Here is a 23,113-nt window from a genome sequence, read left to right as displayed (position 1 = left end):
AACGACTTGGACGCGCGGCCGGCAAGCGGTCCACTGCGGCCTTCGTGATGGGACAGACCGGAAAGGGCGGGGACATTGCGGGGCCGCACATGCTAACGGCCCCGGGGACAAGCTGAACTGGAACGAGACTTGAACAGGACCATCCCGCTCGTGCTCGCGGTCGCGCTCTTCATGGAGCAGATGGACTCGACCGTCATCGCGACGTCGCTGCCCGCGATCGCCACGGACATCGGCACGAACCCGATCGCCCTGAAGCTGGCGCTGACGGCCTATCTGGTCTCGCTGGCGATCTTCATCCCGATCAGCGCCTGGATGGCGGACCGCTTCGGCGCCAAGCGCGTCTTCTGCGCCGCCATCGGCGTGTTCGTGGTCGGCTCGATCGCCTGCGCAACGGCCGGCTCGCTGGAGGCCTTCGTGCTCGCGCGTTTCCTGCAAGGCATGGGCGGCTCGATGATGACGCCGGTCGCGCGGCTTCTTCTGGTGCGCGCCACGCCGCGCCAGAACCTCGTCTCGGCCATGGCCTGGCTCACCATCCCCGGCCTTCTGGGACCGCTGGTCGGCCCGCCGGTCGGCGGCTTCCTGACGACGTTCCTGAGCTGGCACTGGATCTTCATCATCAACGTGCCGATCGGCATCATGGGCATCGCGGCGGCATGGTTCCTGCTGCCCAATCTGGAGCGCGGCCGGCCGGGGCCGATCGACGTCCGCGGATTTGCCCTGTCGGCGATTGCGGCTGCCGGCATCGTCTTCGGCCTGTCGGTCGTCAGTCTACCGGCCCTGCCGCCGGTCGTCGGCATCGCCACGCTTTTGGCCGGAACCCTCGCCGGCTTCGCCTACGTCCGGCACGCCCGCCGCGCAACGCGACCCCTGCTCGACCTCAGCCTGTTCTCGAACCGCGTCTTCTCGGCGGCCATCGTCGGTGGAACGCTGTTTCGAATCGGCGCGGGGGCGACGCCATTCCTGCTGCCGCTGATGTTCCAGCTGGGATTCGGCATGACGCCGTTCGAGTCCGGGATGCTGACTTTCTCGGCCGCCTTAGGCGCGATCGGCATGAAGTTCCTCGCCTCCACGGCGCTGCGCCACGGCGGTTTTCGCCGCATTCTGGCTGGCTCGGCGGTCGGTGGCGGTTTCTTCATCGGCCTTGCCGCCATTTTCACGCCCGAGACGCCCGTCTGGGCGATCATCGCCACCCTGATCGCGGGCGGCTTCCTGCGGTCGCTGTTCTTCACCTCCGCCAACGCCCTGATTTTCGCCGACATCGGCGACGAGCGCGCCGGCCAGGCCACAGCCATCGCTTCGGTGTTCCAGCAGATCTCCATCGCGCTCGGTGTGGCGCTGGCGGGCGGCATCCTGGAGGGCGTGACGGTGGCGAGCGGCACCGGCCTGGGCTTGGATGCCTTCGCCATTGCCTTCGTGGCGGTCGCCATCGTCACGGCGATGGCGGCGCTGCCCTTCCTGCGCCTGCCGCCCGATGCCGGCGCCTCCGTCTCGGGGCACCGCATCGGCGGCGACAACGCCCGCAGCCAGGTCCTGCCGCCCAAGAAGCCCTATTCGTCGGATGGCTGAGCCGGCGCTTCGGCCCTGCCTTTGAAGCTCTTCGCGAACAAATAGAGCTCGACGGATTCGGTGCGCGAGGCCGGCGGCTTGACGTGATGGACGGACGCAAAGTTCTTCTTGAGCATGTCCAGCACCGTGTTCTCCGCCCCGCCCTGGAAGGTCTTGGCGAGAAAGTGCCCGCCGGGCTTGAGGACGTTGATGGCGAAGTCGGCCGCGACCTCGCACAGGTGCATGGTGCGGATGTGGTCGGTGCGGCGATGGCCGGTGGTCGGCGCCGCCATGTCCGAGATGACGACGTCCGGCGCCGCGCCGAGCATGGCGATCAGCCGGTCGGGCGCATCGGGTTCCAGAAAGTCCATCTTGAGGAAGGCCACGCCGGGGATCGCATCCATGTCGAGATAGTCGATCGCCACGACCGTCGGTGCCTCGTTGTTGGAGCCGACGCGCTTGGCCGCCACCTGGCTCCAGCCGCCGGGTGCGGCGCCCAGGTCGATCACCTTGGTGCCGGGCTTCAGGAGCTTGTAGCGGTCGTCGATCTCGATCAGCTTGAAGGCCGCGCGCGAGCGGAAGCCTTCCGCCTTCGAGCGGTGCACGTAAGGGTCGTTGAGATGCCGCTCGAGCCAGCGGCGCGACGAGTTCTTCAACCCGCGCTTCTTCTTGATGCGGGTCTTGAGCGCACGCGGCCCGGCGCCGGTGGTGGGTTTCTTCATGATCGTCCCCGCTCGCGGCTGCGCCGCCATGCTCCGTCTCCGGCCATGAGTTCGGCCAGGATGCCTTCGCGCAGGCCCCGGTCGGCGACGCGCAGGCGCTGCGCCGGCCAGACACGGCGGATTGCCTCGAGGATCGCGCAGCCGGCGAGCACGAGGTCGGCGCGGTCCGGCCCGATGCAGGGGTTGGCCACGCGTTCGTGGAACTCCCAGCCCACCAGCCTTTCGATCATGCGGTCGATGTCGTCCGATTGCATCCACAGCCCGTCGACGCGGCGCCGGTCGTAGCGCGGCAGGTCGAGGTGAATGCCGGCGAGCGTGGTCACCGTGCCCGACGTGCCGAGCAGGTGGAACCGGTCGCCATGCGCGATCAGCCCAAGCTTGTCTCGGCCCTCGAAGGCGTCGAGCATGCGCGCGACGTCCTCCACCATGGCGGCATAGATCTCCGGCGTCACGTGGCGGCCGCCGAAGCGCTCCGACAGGGAAACGACGCCGACCGGCAGCGAGGTCCAGGAGACGATGTGGTCGGCAAGCCGCCCACCCCGGCGTGCCGAGATGTCGATCAGCGCGATTTCCGAGGAGCCGCCGCCGATGTCGAACAGCACCACGCCGTCGGTGTCGCGCTCGACCAGCGATCCGCAGCCCGACACGGCCAGCCGCGCCTCGGTCTCGCGGTCTATGATTTCCAGCACCAGGCCGGTCTCCTCCGTCACGCGGGTGAGGAATTCGACCCCGTTCTCGGCCGAACGGCAGGCCTCCGTCGCGATCAGCCGCGCCTTGCGGATATCGCGTCCCGCGAGCTTTTCGGCGCAATGCTTCAAGGCCTCGACCGCGCGGCTCATCGCCTGGTCGCCGAGTCGGCCGGTGCCGGACAGCCCCTCCCCCAGCCGCACGATGCGCGAAAAGGCGTCGATGACACGGAACTGGCCAGGCCGCGTCGGGATGGCGACGAGCAGCCGACAATTGTTGGTTCCGAGATCGAGCGCGGCATAGGCATGCGGCCGCTCGTCCGCGACGGGCGTCTCGCGGCGCGGCGCCGCCGCGCCGTTGCCGGCCACGGGCGGCATGGCGACGGTATTCGCAGGCGGCCGAACGGCGGCCGTGGCCACCGCTTCGGCGCCATCGCGCGCAAACACCTTGCGGCCGCGGCGCCGCTTGCGCTTCTTCTTCTGCTGGAGACCGTTGTCCTGGGTCTCAGGCTTTCCCGGACGGGGAACAAGTGCGCCCTGAACCGGCGCCGCCTGCTTCTGTCCCGACTTGCGGCGACCGCGCCTCTTCCTGGCCCGTCCGCCGCGGGAAGCCTCGTCGCCCGACGGTTTCCCGTCGAATTCGAGGTCCGTCACGCTTTCATCCTTCCGGTGCCGCGCTTCCATCCCGGATGCAGCAGGCACGATCATCTTGAGTTGAAGGCAATGTATCAGCACGGCGGCGTTTCGCCAAATGCTTTGGCGGCGAAGCGACGGCGCGGGGCGGTGCGTCGGCGAAGCGCAGCGGTTGGCAGCGCGGGACGGCAACGCCCGGCGATTTCGCTCAGCCGTCGTCGATGCGTTCCGGATCCTCCCCCGTTCAGGAGAAAGGATTCAAGCTCACCCCGCCGTCCGGCCCCAGCCGCCGCCATTGGCGGTTTCGATCAGCAGTTCGTCGCCGGGTTCGAGCTTCACGCCGCTGGCGAAGGTGAGGCGGTCGCGGCGGCCATCCGGATGGATGACCGACAGGCCGTTGACGCCGCCGGACGCGCCGCCTTCGAGCCCCCAGACGGGCTCCCGGGCTCGGCTGTAGCCGGCCGAGAGCACGGCCGGCGCGCGCAGGCGGTAGCTGGTCTGCAAGCCCTTGCCGCCCGAATGCAGGCCAGCGCCCGCGTCGCCGTCGTTGAGCCGCTTGAAGGCGACGTCGAGGCCATAGCGCGCCTCGCAGATCTCGACCGGGCAGTTGAAGGTCTCGCCGTGATTGGCGGAATACATGGCATCGAGCCCGTCGCGCTCCGACGTCGCGCCCCAGCCACCCATCTGCGGCTCGACCATGGTGAATCGCCGCGCCGTGTCGGGGTGATTGCCGGCGATGACCGTGCCGCAGATCGAGGCGAAGGATCCGGCCGGCAGCCGCTCGGGCAAGGCGCGGGCCATGCACTGCCACAGCATGTCGGCCAGCCGGATCCGGGTTTCGAAGTAATAGCCGTGCGGGGCGGTGCCGGTGGCATGGAAGATCGTGCCGGGCTCGGTGATGACCTCCAGCGCCCGGAACGAGCCGGAATTGGCAAACAGCGTCGGATCGGTGAGCGCCTTGAAGATCATCTGCGCGGAGATGACGGCGCCGTCGCGGCTGGTGTTGTAGGGCGCAGTGCGCTGCCTGGGATTGCCGGAGAGATCGACGGTGAAACGGTCGGCCGAGATGGTAATGGAGGCCTGCCAGACCGCGCCGTCGTCCTGACGCTCCTCGATCCGGAACGTGCCTTGCGGCAGGGTGGCGAGGCCGGCCCGGCCGCGCCGCTCGCCTTCCTCGAAGAGGGCCGCCAGCGCCGCGCGCCAGGCTTCGAGCCCGTAGGTCTCGACGAGCTGGCGGATGCGGGACTCGGCCTTGCGGCTGGCCGCGACCTGCGCCCAGAGATCGCCCTGGACGAAATCCGGCAGGCGCGAGTTGGCGGCGATGATGTCGAAGACCGACGAGATCGGCGCGCCGTCCTCGAAGAGCTTGACGGCCGGCAGGCGCAGCCCCTCCTGGAAGATTTCCGCCACGTCGACCGCCATCGAGCCCGGCGTCTTGCCGCCGACGTCGTTCCAGTGCGCGATGGAGGCGGCCCATGCGACGAGGTCGCCGCCGGAAAAGACCGGCAGGGCGATGACGACGTCGTTGAGATGGGTGACGCCGCCATAATAGGGATCGTTGGTGACGAAGCAGTCGCCGGGGCGGATGGCGTCGCGACCGTGGATCTCGACGATGCGGCGCACGGCCTTGTCGAGCACGCCGACGAAGGTGGGGATGCCGGCGCCCGACGAGACGAGCTCGCCCGCCGGATCGGTGATGCCGGTGCCGACGTCGAGCACCTCGTAGATGATCGGGCTCATCGCCGTCTTGCGCAGCACGGCGAACATCTCGTCGGCAGCGGCGATCAGCGAGGCCTGGATGACGGAGGCGGTGATCGGGTCGGGAGTGGTCATGTGGGCCTCGTCGTGGTGTGAGACGCGATGATCGCGGGACTGATATGCCGGCGTTCACGCCGCGAGAGACGGAGCGACCGCCCCCTCCACCACCTTCGGTGGTCCCCCTCCCCCGCTTCGCAGGGGAGGATCAAGGCGTCGCGGCCGGCCGCAACCTCAAATCCTCCCCCGTTTACGGGGGAGGGGGACCACCGTAGGTGGTGGAGGGGGCGCGTCGATTAACGCGCCACGAACAGATCCCGCGGCAGCGTGGACAAAATCTCCGGGCCGTCGGCGCGCAGGATGACGATTTCCTCCAGCCGGATGCCGAAGCGGCCGGGGATGTAGATGCCGGGCTCGATGGAGAAAACCATGCCCTCCTCCAGCACCGTCTCGCCGGTGGCGGTGATGTAGGGCGGCTCGTGGCCGTCGATGCCCAGCCCATGGCCGGTGCGGTGGACGAAATACTCGCCATAGCCGGCGTCGGCGATGACGCGCCGCGCGGCGGCGTCGACCTCCTTGGCGAGCACGCCGGGACGCGAGGCCTTCAGCGCCGCCTGGACGGCCTTCTCGACGATCGAGTGGATCTGGCCGTAGCCTTCCGGCGGTTCGCCGACGACGGCCATGCGGGTGATGTCGGAAGGGAAACCCTCCTTGCGGCCGCCGATGTCGATGACGATGGCGTCGCCCTCGGCAAGCTTGCGCTCGCCGGTCTGGTGATGCGGGAAGGCCCCGTTGGAACCTGCGCCGACGATCCAGAAGGCGGGCGTGGCGCCCTCGGACGCGAAGTGGTCGCGCACGATCTGGGCGACCTGCTTTTCGGTCATGCCCGGCCTGATGGCGGCAAACGCAGTCTGCATCGCCCGGTCGGCGATGGCGGCGTTCATCCTGAGCTTGGCGAACTCGCGCTCATCCTTGACCATCCTGAGTCGACCCAGCGTGCGCTCGGTGAAGGCGTGTTTCGCGTCGGGCAGCGCCCCGAGCACGAGCAGCGCGAAATCGGCGCGCATGGTCTCGTCCAGCACGATGCTCTTCGCCTGCGTCGCGCCGACGTCGTCGAGAGCGGCGGCAAGCGCTTCATTCGGCCCGACGTCGTCGCTCCAGCTGTGGAAGGCGATATCGGTCGATTCGCGCGTGCCCTCGGCGTTGAGGACGGGCATCAGGAAGGCCTCGCGCGCGGGTCCGACGATCAGCAGGCAGGGCCGCTCGTCCGGGTGCGGATGGAAGCCGATCAGCCAGTCCATGTGCGAGCCGGGCGCCACGGCGACGAGATCGACACCCTCGGCGGCCATGGATGTGCGCAGGCGCGCGAGGCGGTCGGCGGTGGGATGGGTCATGGTTCTCTCGTGCTCTTCATTTCGGTCGATGTCTGGAGCGATGCGCCGTCAGCCGGAGTAGCCGTAGACCTCGCGGGCGAGTTCGGGCGTGATCAGTCCGTTGCGGATGTCGTCGGCGACGGCTGACCGGTCGCGCTCCTTCGGGTCGCCGATGCCGCCGCCGTTGCCGGTTACGACGCGGATGACGTCGTCGGTGTGGGTGACGAGACCGGACACGAAGGAGAAGGTCTCGCGTCCGCCGTCCTTGCGGATCACCTCGACATAGTTGGGCGAGCCCTCGTTGCCGCCGTCGAGCGCCCAGGGCGGGAATTTCGAGCGGGTGTAGCCGGCGGTGAGGAAGCCGTTGTCGGCCCGCACCCGGTAGTCCATGACGATGCCGCGGCCGCCGCGATACTTGCCTTCGCCGCCCGGCGCGACGTTGAGCTCCATGCGGTCGACATAGAGCCCGTTGCGCGCTTCGTTGATCTCGGCCGGGCAGTTGTAGGTCTCGCCGTGGAAGCCGCAGAAGATTGCCGAGTTGCCGTCGCCGCCGCGGCTCGCGCCCCAGCCGCCGAGCTGCGGCTCGATGATGGTGTACTGCCGGCCCGTGTCGGGATGGATGCCGCCGATGAAGGTGCCGCAGACAGAGGCGAAATGGCCCGACGCCAGCCGCTCGGGCATGTGCGGGGCAAGGCAGCGCCACATGATGTCGTACACGCGCAGCTCGATCTCGTAGTAGAAGCCGATCGGCGCCGGCTCCTTGGCATGGAACACCGAGCCCTCGCGGGTGAGCAGCCGGATCGGCCGGAACGAGCCCTCGTTGGCGGGCGAATAGGGATCGGTCAGCGACTTGAAGATCATCTGCGCGGCGACCATCACGCCGTCGCGCGAGGTGTTGACCGGGTTCTTCGACTGGTCGGGATTGTCGAGCAGGTCGACCAGGAACTCCGTGTCGGAGATGGTGATCTTGACGTTGAAGGTACGGCCGTCGTCCTGCTCTTCAGACAGTTCGAAGGTGCCTTTCGGCAGGCCCTTCAGCTCCTTCAGCGACACCTGCTCGCCGAAGTCGAGGAAGGAGGTCATCGCGTTCTGGAAGGTGGCCGTGCCGTATTTCTCGGCGATCTCGACGAGGCGCTTGGCCCCGATGCGAACCGAGGCGATGGCGGCCCACACGTCGCCCTCCAGCACGTCGGGCATGCGCGAATTGACCTTGATGATCTCCATGACCGAGCGGATCGGCTCGCCTTTCGAGATGATCTTGATGGCGGGCAGCCGCAGGCCCTCCTGGAAGATTTCCGTCGCCTCGCCGGTGAGCGAGCCGGGCGCCATGCCGCCAACGTCGGAATTGTGGGCGATGTTGGCCGTCCAGGCAATCAGCGTGTCGCCGGCGAAGACCGGCATGGCGACGACGATGTCGTTCAGATGCGTCACGCCGCCATAATAGGGGTCGTTGGTGGCGAAGACGTCGCCAGGCTGGATGTCGCCGGGCTTGTCGTACTTGGCCACGATCACCTTCACCGCCTTGTCGAGCACGCCGATGAAGGCCGGAATGCCGGCGCCCGACGAGGCCAGCGCGCCCGTGGCGTCGGTGATGCCGGTGCCCATGTCGAGCACCTCGTAGATGATCGAGCTCATCGCCGTTTTCTTCATGACGGCGAACATCTCGTCGGCCGCGGCCTGCAGCGAGTTCTGGATGATTTCGAGCGTGATGGGGTCGTTGGCGAGCTTAGTCATGGCGCGCTCCCTTTGCGTTGCCTGGCGTCCCTTCGCGCCCCCCTCTGGCCTGCCGGCCATCTGCCCCACGAGTGGGGAGATTGGCTGTCATCGCCGCCGCCGCCAATCGCCGACCTCGCAAGAAGCGCGGAACGAAAGCGGCAGGACGATCTCCCCACTCGTGGGGGAGATGGCCGGCAGGCCAGAGGGGGGCAACGTAGGGCATCGCCGTCTCCGGTTCAGAGATGAATGTGGATGTTGCCGTAGCCGTCGATCTCGACCTGGTTGCCGGGATGGATGACGACCGTGGTGCCGGGATCCTCGACGATGGCGGGGCCGGAAAACGTCATGCCCGGCTCGAGCTTCGTGCCGTCGTAGATCGCCGCGCGCGCCACGCCTTCGAGCGCGTAGTCGACGTCGCGATGGCCCTTGAGCGCGGCCTCGGAAGGCGTGCCGGTCGCTTCGCGCTTCGCCATGGTCAGCTTGCCGACTTCGGCGGAGGCGACGAGGTGGATGCCCACCATCTCCACCGGCGCGGAGAGCCGGTAGGTGTATTCGCGCTCGTAGGTCTCGTGGAAGGCGGCCTGGATCTCGGCCAGACGCTCGTCGGTGATCGCACCCTCGGCGATCAGCACCTCGGTCGTATGCTCCTGGTTCTGGTAGCGGAACTTGCCGTAGCGCAGCATGCGAACCTTGTCGGCCGCGACGCCCTCGGCGGCAAACTGCGCCCGCGCGCGGTCCTCGGTCTCCGCAAAGATCGCCTCGATGCCGGCGGCGGAACCAGGCGTGAGTTCGGCGAGCCGGGTGACGAAGTAGTCGCGCCTGAGGTCCGACATCATCATGCCCCAGGCCGAGAAGACCGAGGCGCCGGCCGGCACGACGACCTTCTTCACGCCAAGCTCCTGGCCGAGCGCGACGCCGTGCATGGCGCCGCCGCCGCCGAAGGCGACCAGCGTGAAGTCGCGCGGGTCATGGCCGCGGTTGAGCGAGACGAGCTTCAGCGCGTTGACCATGTTGTTGTTGGCGATGCGGATGATGCCGCGCGCCGCCTCGGTCGCGTCGACGCCGAGCTTCCCGGCGACGCCCGACAGCGCGGTCTCCGCCGACGCCATGTCGGCCACCACCTCGCCGCCGCAGAAATAGTCGCGATTGATGCGGCCGAGCCAGAGATTGGCGTCTGTGGTGGTGGCGTTGGTGCCGCCGCGCCCGTAGGCAGCCGGGCCGGGCATCGCGCCGGCCGATTGCGGACCGACATGCAGCTTTCCGAAATCGTCGACCCAGGCGATCGAGCCGCCGCCATTGCCGATCTCGACGAGATCGACGACGGGCACCATGATCGGGTAGCCGGCCGAGGTGCGGTCGCGCTCGATCCAGTAATCGGTCTTGATCTTGACCTCGCCGTCCTCGATCAGCGAACACTTCGCCGTGGTGCCGCCGATGTCGAGCGCCAGCACGTTGGGCTCGCCGATCAGCTTGCCGAGTTCGGCCGCGCCCCAGAAGCCCGATGCCGGGCCGGATTCGACCATGGTGATGGGGATCTTCGACACGGATTCGAGCGAGTCGACGCCGCAGTTCGACTGCATGATGTAGGGGCTGCCCTTCAGCCCCTTCTCCTTCAGGCCGCCGGCCAGCCGCGACAAATAGCGCTCGGCGATCGGCTGGACATAGGCCGAGAGCACGGCGGTGTTGGTGCGCTCGTATTCGCGCCATTCGCGGGTGATCTGGTGCTAGGCGACCGCCGAGACGTCGGGCCAGAGCCGGCGGAGTTCCGCCATCGCCGCCTCCTCATGCGCGGGATCGGCATAGGAGTGCAGGAAGGAGATGGCGACCGCCTGGACGCCGTCGGCCTGGAAGTCGGCGACGATGGCCGGCAGGCCCGACAGGTCGAGCGGCTTCAGCTGCTCGCCCTTGTAGGAGATGCGGCCGGGCAGTTCGCGGCGCAGGTAGCGCGGCACGAAGGGCTTCGGCTTCTGGTAGTGCAGATTGAAGAAGTCCGGCCGGTTGCCGCGCGCGATCTCCAGCGTATCGCGAAAACCTTCCGTGGTGATGAGCCCGACCTTGACGCCCTTGCGCTCGGTCAGCGCGTTGATGACGACGGTGGTGCCATGGGCGAGGAAATCGACCGTGGCGGGATCGACGCCCGCCTTGGCGAGCACGTTCAGTACGCCCTGCTCGAAGTTCGGCGGCGTCGTATCGGACTTGGCGGTGAGGATGCGCGCCGCGCCGGTGGCCACGTCCGTCTCGAAGCAGACGAGGTCGGTGAAGGTCCCGCCGACGTCGGTTGCGACGCGGATGATGGTCTCGCCCATGGTCAGGCTCCCTTGTTCATGCGCTGGTTGAGGAGAAGGCAGACGAGGCCGGGCAGCTTCAGCGCCTCGGCGGCGGCCACCCGGTCGGCCGTGTAGTGGCCGGCGACGTCGAGGCAGTTGATGGTGCCCGCGACTTCGCCGTCGATCAGGATCGGCACGTTCATGACGCTCTCGCAGCCGAGCGACTGGATCAGTTCCCAGTCACCGAACACGTCGGCAATGCCCTCGATGTCGTTGGCCACGAATGTCTTCTTCTCCTCGATGACCTGGCGCGACCAGTCGGTCTCGTTGGCGGGCTTGGTGCCGGAGACGGGATAGGCGTCGGGCATGTTGGAGTAGACCCGCGCATTGACGCGCTGCACCCGGTCGCTGGTCATGACGGTGAAGAGCTTGGCGCCGACGACCTCCTGCGCCAGCGCGCAGAGCGCATCAAAGGCGGCCTGCGGCTGGCCCGCGCGTCCGGCGGCAACGAGGAAGGGCGTGTAGTCAGGCACGTTCATTGTCGTTCTCCATGAGACGGTCGCGCAGCCGCACCTCGTCGGCGGTGACGACCGGGACGGCGCCGATCAGGCGGCGCGTATAGGGGTGGTGGGGGTCGGAGAAGATCGTCTCCGTCGGGTTCAGCTCGACCAGCCGGCCGCGCTCGAAGACGGCGACACGATCGGCGATGTTGCGCACGACCGAAAGGTCGTGGGTGATGAAGACATAGGTGAGCCCGCGGCCTTTCCGCAAGTCGTTTAACAGCTTGAGCACGCGAGCCTGGACCAGGACGTCGAGCGCGGAGGTCGGCTCGTCGAGAACCACGAGGTCGGACTGGCAGGCGAGCGCGCGGGCGATGGCGACCCGCTGGCGCTGGCCGCCCGACAGCGATTCCGGCGTGCGCCTGGCATAGTCCGCTGGCAGGCCCACCTCTTCCAGAAGCACTCCGACGCGGGCGGCGCGGGCGGCGCGCGGGCCGAGATCGTGCACGTCGAGCGGCAGCCGCAGCGACGCGCCGATGCTGCGTTTCGGGTTGAGCGAAGACAGCGGGTTCTGCTGCACCAGCTGGATGGCGCGGCGGTGGGCGAGCGTCCGCGCGGCCGGCAGGGCCTCGCCGCGGAAGGCGATCGTGCCGGCGGTCGGCGGGTAGATGCCGAGGATCATGTTGGCGACGGTGGACTTCCCCGAGCCGCTCTCGCCGACGATCGCCAGGCACTCGCCCTGGATGACGTCGAGCGACACGTCGTCGACGGCGCGCACTTCGTGGCGGCCTTGCGTGAAGGTCTTGGAGACGCGGTCGAGGGAAAGCAGCGCGGTCATGCGGGGTGGTCCGGCGATCCGCCGCGGTGCGGATGTTCCAGGATGGTTTGGAAACTACGTGCAGGTGAACCCCCACCCCTCACCCCTCCCCACAAGGGGGAGGGGGATGGCGAAGGCGCAGCTCGACGAGAGAGCCGGCGAAGATCGAGCGAATGCGAGGGAAGCCCCCCTCCCCCTTGTGGGGAGGGGTAAGGGGTGGGGGTACGACCGAGCGGGACGGTAGACCACGATGGAAACGTCATCACCCCACCTCCCCCGGCTCGCCACACCCCTCGTGCACTACCATCGGCGCGAAGTAGCTTTCCGACACGTCGTCGATCTCGGGAATGCCGCCGCCGGTGATGCGGGGCACCGCGGACAGCAGGGCACGGGTGTAGGGGTGGCGCGGATCGGCGAAGAGATCGGCCGAGCGGCCGTGCTCGACGATGCGGCCCTTGTAGATGACATAGACGCGGTCGGCGAATTCGCGCACCACGCCGAGATTGTGCGAGATGAACAGCACCGAAGTGTGGTGCTTCTCGACCAGGGCGCGCATCAGAGACAAGGTTTGTGCCTGCACGGTGACGTCGAGCGCGGTGCCCGGTTCGTCGGCGATGAGCAGCGACGGTTCGTTGGCGAGCGCCATGGCGATCATGACGCGCTGGTTCATGCCGCCGGAGAGCTGGAAGGAATAGGAATCGAGCGCGCGCGCCGGATCGGGGATCGCCACGTCGGCGAGCGCGGCCTGCGCCTTCCTGCGCGCGTCCGCCGCCGAGATGCCCGGCTCGGCGCGCTTCAGCACCTCGTGGAACTGCGAACCGATGCGGTAGACCGGGTTGAGCGAGGAGGTCGGATCCTGGAAGATCATCGACATGCGGGTGCCGCGCAGCGCATGGCGCTGGCGCGCCGAGAGCGTCGACAGATCCTGGCCTTCGAAGGCGACGAGGCCGCCGATGCGCGCGGTCTTCAACTGCTGGAGCAGGCCGAGCACGATGCGCGCGGTGACGGACTTGCCCGAACCGCTTTCGCCGACCAGCGCCACGCGCTCGCCCTTCATGATGTGCAGCGAGATGCCGTGCAGCACGTCGACCTGCCCCGCCCAGCCGCGGAAGCCGAGCGTCAGGTCGCGGATGGCGAGCGTCGGCGCCGTCATTGGCCGGTCCCCAACACGTCGCGCAGCGCGTCGCCGACGAGGTTGAAGCCGAAGACGGCAACGAGGATGGCAAGGCCCGGGAAGACGGTGAGCCACCAGGAGTCCGGCAGGTACTTGGCGCCGTCGGCGACCATGGAACCGAGGTCAGGCGTCGGCGGCTGCACGCCGAGCCCGAGGAAGGAGAGCGACGAGGCGATGAGGATGACGAAGCCGAGGTCGAGCGTCATCTTGGTGACGATCGAGGGCACGCAGTTGGGCAGGATCTCGCGGAAGATGACATGCGCCTTCGACGCGCCGATGACCTCGGCGGCAAGCACGTAGCCTTCTTCCTTCTCGGAACGAGCGAGGTTGTAGACGAGCCGCGTGTACCAGGGCCACCACATGGCGGTGACGGCCAGCATGCCGTTGGTGAGCGTGGGCTGGAGCAGGCCCATCATCGACATGGCGAGCACCAGCGGCGGGATCGACAGGAACACGTCGGTGATGCGCATCAGGACATATTCGGTCCAGCCGCCGAGATACCCCGCGACGAGGCCGATGGTGACGCCGATCGGCACGGCCACGACCAGCACCACGACGCCGAGCAGGAGCGAGATGCGGTAGGCATAGAGGATGCGCGAGAACAGGTCGCGGCCGACGAGATCGGTGCCGAAGACGTAGGGCCATTCCGGCGGCTTGTTGAAATTGGCGAAGTCGACCACCGCGCCCGCATGGGTGGGGAACGGCGCGATGAAATCGGCGAAGACGGCCGACAGCACCACCAGCGCCACCAGGAACAGGCCGAGCGCCGAGAGCGGGTTGCGCAACAGGATGAAGAGCGTGCGCTTCATGGGCGGCCACCGGATACGCGGAGACGAGCGGCCTCAGCCCTCACCAATGTGTTGCCTGCACGCGCGGAGCGCAACGTCCGCCGGACTGTGTGCACAGTACCCCCACCCCTCACCCCTCCCCACAAGGGGGAGGGGGACACCGGCGACGTGCGTCGCCACGTCCGGCAGAACCTGGCGCGACGCGGATCGCCCCCCTCCCCCTTGTGGGGAGGGGTGAGGGGTGGGGGTACTGTGCACACGGTTTTCGGGCTTTCGCGCAGAGTGGTGCAACGCGGACTTTCCGCAGTAAACTCGAAGGTCGAGCCTGCAGCACGGCGCAAGGTGCGGGAGGAGCGAACACCAGCCATCACCCTGCCCTCTGCGAATGCCGGATGCGCGGATTGATCAGCGCGATCAGCAGGTCGACGACGATGTTGACGATGAGGAACATGGCCGAGATGATCAGCACCGTGCCGACGATGGCGTTGAGATCCTTGCGCAGGATGACGGCGACGCCGTAGCGCGACAGGCCGGGCCAGGCGAAGACGGCCTCCACCAGGAAGGCGTTGCCGAGCATGGCCGCGAAGTCGAGGCCGATGATGGTGAGCGAGGGAATGAGCGAGGGCCGGAACGCCCAGCGCCGCGCGATGCGGCCTTCCGCGAAGCCGTAGGACTGCGCCATCTCGATGTAGGGCTTGTCGTAGGTCTCGACCATGTTGGAGCGGGTGAGCCGCGCCGCCTGGCCGATGCCCGAAAGCGCCAGCGCGAAGGCCGGCAGCACGATGTGCCAGGCGGCGTTGGCGAAGGCGGAGAGATTGCCGGCGAGAAGCGTGTCGATGGTGAGGAAGCCGGTCACCGGCGCGATCGCATAGCTGTCGGCGATGCGCCCGGCGATCGGAAACAGCGGCAGGAAATAGGCAAAGCACAGCATCAGGATGACGGCCCAGACGAAACTCGGCGCCGAGACACCGAGCAGCGTGATCAGCCGGATCGCATGGTCGGCCCACCGGCCGCGATAGCGTGCGGCGATGACGCCGAGCGGCAGGCCGATCAGCACCATCATCAAGCCCGCCACGAGGATGAGTTCCAGCGTGGCGGGCAGGAACTGCGCAATGTCGGTGGTCACGGGACGGTTGGTGTAGAGCGAAATGCCGAGATCGCCGCGAAAGACGTCGCGGACGAAATAGGCGTACTGCACCGGCAACGCGTCATCCAGATGCAGCCGCTCGCGCATCTGCGCCACCTGCTCCACGCTGGCGTTCGGCCCGAGCGCGATGCGCGCGGGATCGCCGGGGATGATCCGGGCGATGGCGAAGATCAGCATCGAGACCCCCACCAGGACGAGCAGGGACGTTCCGAGCCGCTTCGCGAGGAGGCGAACGACAGGCGGCATGTCTTTGACTTTTTCGTTTGCGGGGGACCGGCGGTTGCCCGCCGGTCCGGTGTACGGCGCCGGTTACTGGCCGGTCATTTCCATCAGGCGGAAGGAGAAGCCCATGCCGTCGAGGCCGAAGGCCTTGTCCGGATCGGTCAGCGCCGGCACCTTGACCCGGTTCGACGCGGCGAAGAGCGACTGCCGGTCATAGCCGTAGATGGTCGGCGCGATCTCCATCAGCCGCTCGTTGAGCGCGGCATAGGTGGCCTGGCGCTCCTCGGGATCGGTGACGGTGCGGCCCTTCACCAGCAACTCGTCGACGGTGGCGTCTTCGAGGTTTTCCGGCGACTGCCAGGTGCCCTTGAGCGTCGAATGATACATCGGGAACAAGAGCGTGTCGGGATCGCCGGTCACCGCATTGGCGAAGATCTGGGAGATGTGCGGCGTGTTCTCGGGCTTCGACACGAGTTCGGTGAACAGCGCCCAAGGCACCTTGCGGATTTCCGACTTGATGCCGATCTCGGCGAAGTTCGCCTGCATCAAAAGCGCGAAGCGTTCCTCGATCGGCACTTCGCCGATCCAGGACAGCTCGAGCGTGAAGTCCTCGGGCTTGTACTGGCAGGCGGCGAGATGGGCCTTGGCCGCCTCGAGGTCGCGCACCAGCGGGGTCTCCCCGGCGCCGAACATGCCGACCGGGATTGCGCCCGTGGACGGGCTGCCCTGCGCGACGCCGTCGGCGACCGCCACCATCTGGATGCCGGCGGAATAGTCAAAGGCAGAGGCCAGCGCCAGGCGGCAGTTGACGTCGTCGAGCGGCGCCTTGGCGGTGTTCATCTTGACGTAGAAGGCGCCGCCGCCGGTCTCCTTCAGCATCTGCGCGCCGCTGCCGGCAAGCGCCTTCAGCACCTCCGGCGGCAACCACTGCGAGGAGATGTCATGTTCGCCCTGCGCGATCAGGGTACGCACCGTAGCGGCCTCGAGGCTGTAGCGCAGGCGCACCTGGTCGGGCGCGCTGTCGGCCACGTCGAGGAAATAGTCAGGGTTCTTCTCCATGACCGTTTCCTGCTGCGGATTGTGCGCAACGACCTTGTAGGCGCCCGTGCCGGCGCCGTTGGCCGACAGGAAGGCCTGGCCCCAGTCCTTCATCTCGCCGTCGCCCTCGCCGAGGTTTTCCATGACGAGCGCCTTGTCGAGGATGGGCAGGCGCACCAGCGAGGCCACGAAGGGCGAGTAGGCCTCCGACAGCTTGAAGCGGACGGTGCCGGCGTCGACGGCTTCGGCGGACTCCACCTTGGCGAAGACGAAGGACAGGCCCTGCCCCAGCGCCTTCATGCGATCGAAGGAGAACACCACGTCCTCGGCCGTGAGCGGGTTGCCGCTCTGGAACTTGACGTCCTGGCGCAGCTTGAAGACGAAGTCGTTGCCGTCGGCTTCCCAGCTTTCGGCCAGGTGCGGCGCATAGCCCGGGCCGCCCTGCACCGGCAGGACCAGCGTGTCGTAGACGTTGAACATCAGAATGGAGTCGGCATAGTCCGACGCCTTGCCCGGATCGAGTTCGCCGACGGCGACCTCGTCGAGGCGCAGCACGGTCTGCGCGGACGCAGCCGAAACGGCGAGCGGCGTAAGCACGGTCGCGGCGAGCAGTGCGGCCGCGAACGGCCTTGCGATCGGTGTCATCATTTTTCCCCTTCGTTGATCTTGGATCTGGTTGCTTTCTTGCCGCGCGCGGTCGCCTTCTGGACGACCGGATGCGGCTCCTCCGCGGCCGGGTTGTCGCCGAACACGTCCATGGTGCAGGTGTGCAGGATGGTGGCCGGCGAGCCGGTGTGGTTCCAGGACGAGTGCACCCGGTTGGACTGGAAGTGCAGCGAGTCGCCGGCCTCGAGGATGTTGACCTCGCCTTCGAGTTCCACGGTGATCGCGCCCTGCAGCACGTAGAAGATTTCCTCGCCCTCGTGGGCGATCGGCTCCGAGCGATAGCCGGGTGGCTCGTGAATGATGAGGCTGCGCAGCACGTTGCCGGGAAACGAGGTCGACAGACGCTCGTAGACCAGCGAATTGCCGCCGACGGCATAGTGCTGGCGCTGGTTCTGCCGGGTCATCGACGCGGTGACCTTGGGCTGCGACAGGAACTCGGAGACATGCAGGCCGAGAACCCGCGACACCGAAACCAGCGACGACAGCGACGGCGTGGTGATGCCGCGCTCGATCTGGGAGATGAAGCCGACGGACAGGCCCGCGCCGTCCGCGACCTCCTTCAGGGTCAGGCCGAGCGCCTGCCGCCGCGTGCGCAGGCGATCGCCCAGCGGCGCCGCTTCGACGCCCGCAAAGTCTTCGTGATCCACCCGGTCGGCCACGCCTCACCTCGTTTTAGTATTTGTAAAACGTGACGTCATGCGCGGAACGAGTCAAGCACAATTTTAGTCTGGCTAAACATCGTGCAAACGCCGCGAGCACGTGCGGTGCAGCGTGTGCAGACAGGTCGGAAACGGGCCGGCGATCCCGTTGACCGCGCCCTTTACGGACTGTTAATGTGACACCGTTCGAGGTTCCCGCGCCACTGCAGGCCGGGAGGAAATAGGGAATACGGGACGGTGCCGCCGGCATCGCAACCGTAGCTGCCCCCGCAACTGTAAGCGGCGAGGCTTGTCCGCTGATGCCACTGAGACGCGTTCGCCGTCTCGGGAAGGCAGGGCAAGCCGCTGAACCGCAAGCCAGGAGACCTGCCTCGAGCCGTCACGTTTCCGGATGCGGGGAGCTTCCGGCGCTGTCTCGCACAGTGGTGGCTTTCGTCATCGCTGGGGGACTCCGATCCGATCCCACCGGCATCATTGCAACCATGACCGCGTCCGAGGGGCCGCGGGGCTGGGGGACCGTCATGAACACCAAGAAAGCGCTGTCGCTTTCCGCTGCCGTATCCGTTTTCGCACTCGTGGTCGCCGCGCCCGCCTTCGCGCAGGAGCTCGACATCGGCGAGATCGTCGTCACGCCGAACCGCACGCCGACCGACAAGGCCAAGACCGGCTCGACGGTGGAGACCGTCAGCAGGGAGGAGATCGAAGAGCAGGCCCGGCCGCTGATCGTCGACTATCTGAACCAGTTGCCCGGCATCCACGTCACCTCGCCCGGCGGGCCGGGCACGGAAGCGAGCCTCTCGGTGCGCGGCCTGCCGCGCCGCTACGTGAAGACGCTCTACAACGGCATCGACATTTCCGACCCGACGAGCACGCAGGCCCAGACTTCCTACCAGTACCTGCTCGCCGACGGCGTCAACAGCATCGAGGTGCTGAAGGGATCGCAAAGCACGCTCTACGGCTCGGATGCGATCGCCGGCGTCATTTCCATTTCGACGCTCGGCGGCATCGAGCCCGGCGTCAGGCACCTCGTCGGCGTCGAGGCCGGATCGAACGGCACCGTGCGCGGCGCCTACGGCTTGCGCGCCGCCAACGACAAGGCGAGCCTGTCGTTCAACGTCGCCGGCTTCCACACCGACGGCATCTCCTCGGCCGCGCTCGGGACCGAGGGCGACGCCTTCGACCTGGGCAACATCGACGTCAACGGCGAGTACCGCTTCAGCGAGAATTTCTCCGTCTTCGGCAGCGCCCTCTACATCAAGGGCGAGGCCGACTACGACAATGACCGCTACGTGATCCCCGATACGGGCGAGATCGTCGAACCGTCCGACAACCTCGCGAACAGGAATGCGACCCAGCAGGCTGCCGCCCGCTTCGGTTTCAACCTCGACCTGCTGGACGGCCGGATGAAGAACACCGCCTCGGTCCAGGTGTTCCAGCTCGATCGGGCCATCCGCTCCGTCGATCCGCTCTACGGCGCCTTCGACGCGGATTACACCGGCACCCGCACCAAGCTCGACTATCAGGGTTCGTTCGAGGCTTCGACCTGGCTGACACTGCAGTACGGCGCGGACCATGAGTGGCAGAACGCGGCCGCCACCGACAATTACGGCACCGACACCGATGATGGTTTCGAACTGACCGGCCTGTGGACACAGGCGATCGTCCAACCAGTCGAGAATCTCGTTCTGACCGCAGGCCTGCGCCACGACAGCCACTCGGAATTCGGCGAGCACCTCACCTATCGCGGCACCGCGTCCTACCTGTTCGACCAGACCGGAACGCGGCTGCACAGCTCGGTGGGCACCGGCTTCCGGGCACCGAGCCTCTATGAACTGTTCGGACCTTATGTCGGCAACACTGACCTGCAGCCCGAGACGAGCTTCAGCTTCGACGCGGGCGTGGAGCAGACCTTCCTCGGCGGGGCGTTGGTGGCCGACGTGACCTTCTTCATGCTCGATGTCGACGACCTGATCATCTACGACAACGTGACCTACACGTACCAGCAGTCGGACGGGACGACGAAGTCGCGCGGTGTGGAGACCTCCTTCACCTGGAAGGCATCGAGCTGGCTCGATATCGGCGCCAACTATACCTACACCCGCGCCACGGACGCCGACGGCGATCACGCCATCCGCATTCCCGAGCACGCGATCGGGCTTCAGGCCACGGTTCGCCCGGCGGAGAAGTGGACGATCTCGGCGACCGCCAAGATCCCCCTCGACGCGATCGACACGGTCATCGTCGGCAGCCAGGCCTATCTGGGAACATGCTTCCCGCCGCCCACCTTCGATCCGGTGGACTGCACGCAGTACAGTGCCGTGCGCGGCGACGTGAAGCTCGACGACTACGTGCTGATCAATGCCAAGGTGGCCTACAAGCCAACCGACAACACCGAGGCCTATCTGCGCGTCGAGAACCTGCTCGACCAGAAATACCAGGTGTCGCCGGGCTTCGGCACCGCAGGCATCTCCGCCTTCGCGGGCTTCAAGGCGCAGTTCTGATGCGCCGCCGCCCGGCTGTTTCCTGCGCGCGCGGCCTGTCGGCCGTCGGCGCGCGGCTGCCGGGCGGGCTTTCGACGTCGATGACCGCCGCTCTGCTTGGCCTGGCGGTGGTCGTCGGCCTTGCCGCTCAGGCGCCGGCGCAGGAAGCGCCGCGCGTGATGTCGCTCAACGTCTGCACCGACCAGCTTGTGCTGGCGCTGGCCGATCCCGGTCGCATCGTCTCCCTGTCGGTGCTGTCCGACGAACCGGACTATTCCTACTTGCATGGAGACGCCCGGGTCTATCCGAAGAATGCCGGCGTAGCCGAGGAGGTGTTCGTCGCCCGCCCGGACGTGGTGGTGACCGGCACCTATTCGCTGCACAACACGACCCAGCTGCTGCGCCATCTGGGCATGCGGGTGGAGGAATTCGGCTATACCCAGACGCTCGACACCATCGCCGCCGACATCCGCCGGATGGGAGCGATTCTGGGCGAACAGGCCGGCGCCGAGGCGATGGCGTCCGCCTTCGAGCGCGACCTCGCGGATCTGACGGTCGCTGCCGGTGCGCCGCGCCCGACAGCCGTCATCTTCGGCCAGAACGGGGTTGCCACCGGGGCCGGCACGCTGGCCGACAGCGTGCTTGCGGCAGCCGGATTCCGCAACCTGGCGGCCGAGCGCGGCTTTTCCGGCATGACGCCCTACCCGCTCGAACTCCTGATCACCGACCGGCCCGACGTCGTCCTGCTTTCCGCCCGGATCGACGAGGCCCCGGCGCTCGCCGACCAGGTGACGCGCCACCCGGCCATCGCCGCCAGCGGCGCAGTGGCTGCAACCGGCGTCGTGCCGCGCGGATCGTGGAGTTGCGGCGGGCCGTTCACGCTGGAGGCCGTGCGGGCGTTGCGCGCCCTTCGCGACGAAATCCTCTCGCGAACAGGCGCATCGGGATGAGCCCAGCCCGCCTGACCCTCGTGCTGGCGCTTTTGGTCGCAGCGCTCTTTGCGGCCTCGCTGATGATCGGCCCGGCCGCGCTGGGCGTCACCGCGAGCCTTGAGGGGCTGTTGTCGGGCGGCGGCGAGGCGGCAAAAATCATCATGCGCGAGGTGCGCCTGCCGCGCGCGCTGCTGGCGGCCCTCGTCGGCTTCGGGCTCGGGCTTTCCGGCGCGGCGCTGCAGGGCTTCCTGCGCAACCCGCTGGCCGAGCCCGGCATCATCGGTGTCTCGGCCACGGCCTCGCTCGGCGCCGTCGCAGTGTTCTATTCGGGGTTCGCGGGCGCCTCGATGCTGGCGCTGCCGGCCGGCGCGATGATCGGCGCGCTGGTGGCCGTCATCGTGCTTCTGGCGATCGCCGCAGGCAACACCACGACGCTGACACTGATCCTCGCCGGCATCGCGCTGTCCAGCCTGGCCGGCGCGTTCACCTCGCTGGCGCTCAACCTGTCACCGAACCCCTTCGCCAGCTACGAAATCATCTTCTGGCTGCTCGGCTCGATCAAGGACCGGTCGATGCTGCACGTCTGGATCTCGCTGCCGCCAATGCTTCTCGGCTGGGCGCTGATCCTCGTCTCGGCGCGCGCGCTCGACGCGCTGTCCTTCGGCGAGGAAGCCGCGCGGAGCCTCGGCATCGACCTGCCGCGCGCGCGCATCATGCTGGTGGCGGGCGTGGCGCTGGCGGTGGGCGCGGGCGTGGCCGTTACCGGCGCGATCGGCTTCGTCGGGCTCGTGGTGCCGCACCTTTTACGCCCGCTGACCGACCGCATGCCGAGCCGGCTTCTCTTGCCCTCCGGCCTTGGCGGAGCGGCGCTGCTGCTCGCCGCCGACATCGCCGCCCGCACCATCGTGCCGGCCAAGGAACTGAATGTCGGCGTGCTGACCGCGCTGATCGGCGCGCCGTTCTTCCTGTGGCTGGTCACCCGCGCGCGCCGGGGGCTCGCCTGATGGAGCTCTCCGCCCTCGCCCTGCATGTCGACCTCGCCGGACGGACGGTGCTGCGCGGCGTCGACCTTTCGGTGCGGCCGGGCGAGGTGGTCGGTTTGCTGGGCCCCAACGGCGCTGGCAAGTCGACGCTGATGCGAGCGCTGGCCGGACAGACCGCCCACACCGGCACGGTGCGGATCGGCGAGCGCGACGGCGCGGCCCTGTTGCCCGCAGAACGCGCCCGGCTGATGGCCTACCTGCCGCAGACGCGGGTGATCGGCTGGCCGGTGAGCGTGGAAAAGGCGGTGGCGCTCGGCCGCCTGCCCTGGCTCGGTTTCGGCGCGAAGCCCGGCCCCCGCGACCTGGACATCTGCCGCGAGGCGATGGCGGTGATGGACGTCGAAGGCCTCGCCGCGCGCCCCGCGACCGAACTCTCCGGAGGCGAGCAGGCCCGCGTGCTGGCCGCGCGCGCCATCGCCCAGGACACGCCGGTGCTGATCGCCGACGAGCCGGCGTCGGGCCTCGATCCGGCGCACCAGATTTCGATGATGGCCGCGCTCGGCACCATCGCCAGGCGCGGCCGCGCCATCCTCGTCTCGCTGCACGACCTGACGCTGGCAGCGCGCTGGTGCGACCGCGTGGTGCTGCTGCGCGACGGTGTGGTGGCAGCCGACGGCGACCCGGCCGACGTCCTCGACGCGCCCATGCTGGCGAGCGTCTTCGGCATCCGCGCCCACATCGCGCAACTAGACGGGCGACCGGTGCTGGCGCCTGTCGGGCTGGCAGACGCATCGCGGCTCGTCGACGCCGGAGGCGCGCGATGACCCGCCACCCGACGCCCGGATGGATCGACCTCGCGCGCGTTGCCGCCATGTCGGCCGGCGAAGCGGCACGCGAGGAAAGTGATGCACCTGCGGTCGAGACGCCCCGGCGCGGCGAAAACGACAATGCCGGCGGCTTGCCGCCGTCGGGCCTGCCGTCCGTCGGAGCCAACGCGGCGCTGCTGCCCG

The 23,113-nt window shown here is 68.0% G+C and carries 20 protein-coding genes and 1 riboswitch; of the genes, 6 read left to right on the top strand and 14 right to left on the bottom strand.

The features are described from left to right. The first annotated feature begins 129 nt into the window (after positions 1–129). On the top strand, positions 130–1,566 hold the full coding sequence (locus EJC49_RS16340; RefSeq protein ID WP_126701008.1) for an MFS transporter: 1,437 nt from the start codon (positions 130–132) through the stop codon (positions 1,564–1,566). Here EJC49_RS16340 and EJC49_RS16335 read toward each other — a convergent pair. From EJC49_RS16335 to EJC49_RS16270, 14 genes are all read right to left on the bottom strand, one after another. Next, positions 1,548–2,270, bottom strand: a complete 723-nt coding sequence (locus EJC49_RS16335) for an RlmE family RNA methyltransferase (protein ID WP_425358826.1) — start codon at positions 2,268–2,270, stop codon at positions 1,548–1,550. The two genes, EJC49_RS16340 and EJC49_RS16335, sit on opposite strands and share 19 nt — an antisense overlap. Next, on the bottom strand, positions 2,264–3,661 hold the full coding sequence (locus EJC49_RS16330; RefSeq protein ID WP_126701037.1) for a Ppx/GppA phosphatase family protein: 1,398 nt from the start codon (positions 3,659–3,661) through the stop codon (positions 2,264–2,266). Before EJC49_RS16330 ends, EJC49_RS16335 begins: the two co-directional genes overlap by 7 nt. A gap of 189 nt (positions 3,662–3,850) precedes the next feature. Further along, positions 3,851–5,419 (bottom strand): hydantoinase B/oxoprolinase family protein, encoded by a 1,569-nt coding sequence (locus EJC49_RS16325; protein WP_126701006.1) that lies wholly within the window; start codon positions 5,417–5,419, stop codon positions 3,851–3,853. A gap of 218 nt (positions 5,420–5,637) precedes the next feature. Further along, on the bottom strand, positions 5,638–6,735 hold the full coding sequence (locus EJC49_RS16320; RefSeq protein WP_126701005.1) for a M24 family metallopeptidase: 1,098 nt from the start codon (positions 6,733–6,735) through the stop codon (positions 5,638–5,640). Between the two features lie 48 nt (positions 6,736–6,783). Then, positions 6,784–8,448 carry a hydantoinase B/oxoprolinase family protein gene (locus tag EJC49_RS16315; protein ID WP_126701004.1) on the bottom strand — a complete coding sequence of 555 codons (1,665 nt, stop codon included), beginning with the start codon at positions 8,446–8,448 and terminating at the stop codon, positions 6,784–6,786. A gap of 218 nt (positions 8,449–8,666) precedes the next feature. Then, positions 8,667–10,148, bottom strand: coding sequence for a hydantoinase/oxoprolinase family protein (locus EJC49_RS16305; RefSeq protein ID WP_280960047.1), 1,482 nt, complete (start codon positions 10,146–10,148; stop codon positions 8,667–8,669). 6 nt (positions 10,149–10,154) lie between these two features. Next, a complete protein-coding gene (locus EJC49_RS26115; RefSeq protein WP_245453430.1) occupies positions 10,155–10,736 on the bottom strand; it encodes a hydantoinase/oxoprolinase N-terminal domain-containing protein in 582 nt (193 codons plus the stop codon). A 2-nt stretch (positions 10,737–10,738) separates the two neighbouring features. Continuing rightward, on the bottom strand, positions 10,739–11,236 hold the full coding sequence (locus EJC49_RS16300) for a GAF domain-containing protein (RefSeq protein WP_126701003.1): 498 nt from the start codon (positions 11,234–11,236) through the stop codon (positions 10,739–10,741). After that, positions 11,223–12,035, bottom strand: coding sequence for an ABC transporter ATP-binding protein (locus EJC49_RS16295; protein ID WP_126701002.1), 813 nt, complete (start codon positions 12,033–12,035; stop codon positions 11,223–11,225). Before EJC49_RS16295 ends, EJC49_RS16300 begins: the two co-directional genes overlap by 14 nt. 241 nt (positions 12,036–12,276) lie before the next feature. Continuing rightward, positions 12,277–13,167: an ABC transporter ATP-binding protein gene (locus EJC49_RS16290; RefSeq protein ID WP_126701001.1), complete on the bottom strand. Its 891-nt coding sequence runs from the start codon at positions 13,165–13,167 to the stop codon at positions 12,277–12,279. Next, entirely contained in the window at positions 13,164–13,997 is an 834-nt protein-coding gene (locus tag EJC49_RS16285; protein ID WP_126701000.1) for an ABC transporter permease, read from the bottom strand. The genes EJC49_RS16290 and EJC49_RS16285 overlap by 4 nt, the downstream gene beginning before the upstream one ends. Before the next feature lie 346 nt (positions 13,998–14,343). Further along, a complete protein-coding gene (locus EJC49_RS16280) occupies positions 14,344–15,369 on the bottom strand; it encodes an ABC transporter permease (RefSeq protein ID WP_126700999.1) in 1,026 nt (341 codons plus the stop codon). 63 nt (positions 15,370–15,432) lie between these two features. Next, complete coding sequence (locus EJC49_RS16275; protein ID WP_245453429.1) at positions 15,433–17,031, bottom strand: ABC transporter substrate-binding protein; 1,599 nt, start codon at positions 17,029–17,031, stop codon at positions 15,433–15,435. Beyond that, positions 17,028–17,708 (bottom strand): cupin domain-containing protein, encoded by a 681-nt coding sequence (locus EJC49_RS16270; protein WP_126700998.1) that lies wholly within the window; start codon positions 17,706–17,708, stop codon positions 17,028–17,030. Before EJC49_RS16270 ends, EJC49_RS16275 begins: the two co-directional genes overlap by 4 nt. A gap of 172 nt (positions 17,709–17,880) precedes the next feature. Further along, a riboswitch (cobalamin riboswitch) is annotated at positions 17,881–18,096 on the top strand. Positions 18,097–18,229: 133 nt separating this feature from the next. On the opposite strand from EJC49_RS16270, the gene EJC49_RS16265 reads away from it, so the two are divergent. The 5 genes from EJC49_RS16265 to EJC49_RS16245 all read left to right on the top strand — a co-directional run. Then, positions 18,230–20,209 carry a TonB-dependent receptor plug domain-containing protein gene (locus tag EJC49_RS16265; RefSeq protein WP_126700997.1) on the top strand — a complete coding sequence of 660 codons (1,980 nt, stop codon included), beginning with the start codon at positions 18,230–18,232 and terminating at the stop codon, positions 20,207–20,209. Then, the gene (locus tag EJC49_RS16260) at positions 20,209–21,138 is read left to right on the top strand and encodes an ABC transporter substrate-binding protein (protein ID WP_245453428.1); all 930 of its coding nucleotides are present in this window, start codon (positions 20,209–20,211) and stop codon (positions 21,136–21,138) included. The genes EJC49_RS16265 and EJC49_RS16260 overlap by 1 nt, the downstream gene beginning before the upstream one ends. Further along, complete coding sequence (locus tag EJC49_RS16255; protein ID WP_126700996.1) at positions 21,135–22,124, top strand: FecCD family ABC transporter permease; 990 nt, start codon at positions 21,135–21,137, stop codon at positions 22,122–22,124. The genes EJC49_RS16260 and EJC49_RS16255 overlap by 4 nt, the downstream gene beginning before the upstream one ends. Continuing rightward, positions 22,124–22,927 (top strand): ABC transporter ATP-binding protein, encoded by an 804-nt coding sequence (locus EJC49_RS16250; RefSeq protein ID WP_126700995.1) that lies wholly within the window; start codon positions 22,124–22,126, stop codon positions 22,925–22,927. The genes EJC49_RS16255 and EJC49_RS16250 overlap by 1 nt, the downstream gene beginning before the upstream one ends. Next, on the top strand, positions 22,924–23,113 hold a 190-nt coding region (locus EJC49_RS16245), incomplete at its 3' end, for a hypothetical protein (RefSeq protein ID WP_148106306.1). The genes EJC49_RS16250 and EJC49_RS16245, both read left to right, overlap by 4 nt.

The sequence above is a fragment of the Aquibium carbonis genome (assembly GCF_003970795.1).
GTDB classification, from domain to species: domain Bacteria; phylum Pseudomonadota; class Alphaproteobacteria; order Rhizobiales; family Rhizobiaceae; genus Aquibium; species Aquibium carbonis.
Note: the sequence above shows the minus strand (reverse complement) of the source record. Positions and strands in the feature narration are given on the sequence as shown.

Bases quoted from the DNA above. Each gene is read 5' to 3' on its own strand.
- EJC49_RS16300 (WP_126701003.1), bottom strand. From the start codon at position 11,236: ATGAACGTGCCTGACTACACGCCCTTCCTCGTTGCCGCCGGACGCGCG.
- EJC49_RS16320 (WP_126701005.1), bottom strand. From the start codon at position 6,735: ATGACCCATCCCACCGCCGACCGCCTCGCGCGCCTGCGCACATCCATG.
- EJC49_RS16260 (WP_245453428.1), top strand. From the start codon at position 20,209: ATGCGCCGCCGCCCGGCTGTTTCCTGCGCGCGCGGCCTGTCGGCCGTC.
- EJC49_RS16285 (WP_126701000.1), bottom strand. From the start codon at position 13,997: ATGAAGCGCACGCTCTTCATCCTGTTGCGCAACCCGCTCTCGGCGCTC.
- EJC49_RS16275 (WP_245453429.1), bottom strand. From the start codon at position 17,031: ATGATGACACCGATCGCAAGGCCGTTCGCGGCCGCACTGCTCGCCGCG.
- EJC49_RS16280 (WP_126700999.1), bottom strand. From the start codon at position 15,369: ATGCCGCCTGTCGTTCGCCTCCTCGCGAAGCGGCTCGGAACGTCCCTG.
- EJC49_RS16325 (WP_126701006.1), bottom strand. From the start codon at position 5,419: ATGACCACTCCCGACCCGATCACCGCCTCCGTCATCCAGGCCTCGCTG.
- EJC49_RS16250 (WP_126700995.1), top strand. From the start codon at position 22,124: ATGGAGCTCTCCGCCCTCGCCCTGCATGTCGACCTCGCCGGACGGACG.
- EJC49_RS26115 (WP_245453430.1), bottom strand. From the start codon at position 10,736: ATGGGCGAGACCATCATCCGCGTCGCAACCGACGTCGGCGGGACCTTC.
- EJC49_RS16315 (WP_126701004.1), bottom strand. From the start codon at position 8,448: ATGACTAAGCTCGCCAACGACCCCATCACGCTCGAAATCATCCAGAAC.
- EJC49_RS16290 (WP_126701001.1), bottom strand. From the start codon at position 13,167: ATGACGGCGCCGACGCTCGCCATCCGCGACCTGACGCTCGGCTTCCGC.
- EJC49_RS16330 (WP_126701037.1), bottom strand. From the start codon at position 3,661: ATGATCGTGCCTGCTGCATCCGGGATGGAAGCGCGGCACCGGAAGGAT.
- EJC49_RS16255 (WP_126700996.1), top strand. From the start codon at position 21,135: ATGAGCCCAGCCCGCCTGACCCTCGTGCTGGCGCTTTTGGTCGCAGCG.
- EJC49_RS16265 (WP_126700997.1), top strand. From the start codon at position 18,230: ATGAACACCAAGAAAGCGCTGTCGCTTTCCGCTGCCGTATCCGTTTTC.
- EJC49_RS16295 (WP_126701002.1), bottom strand. From the start codon at position 12,035: ATGACCGCGCTGCTTTCCCTCGACCGCGTCTCCAAGACCTTCACGCAA.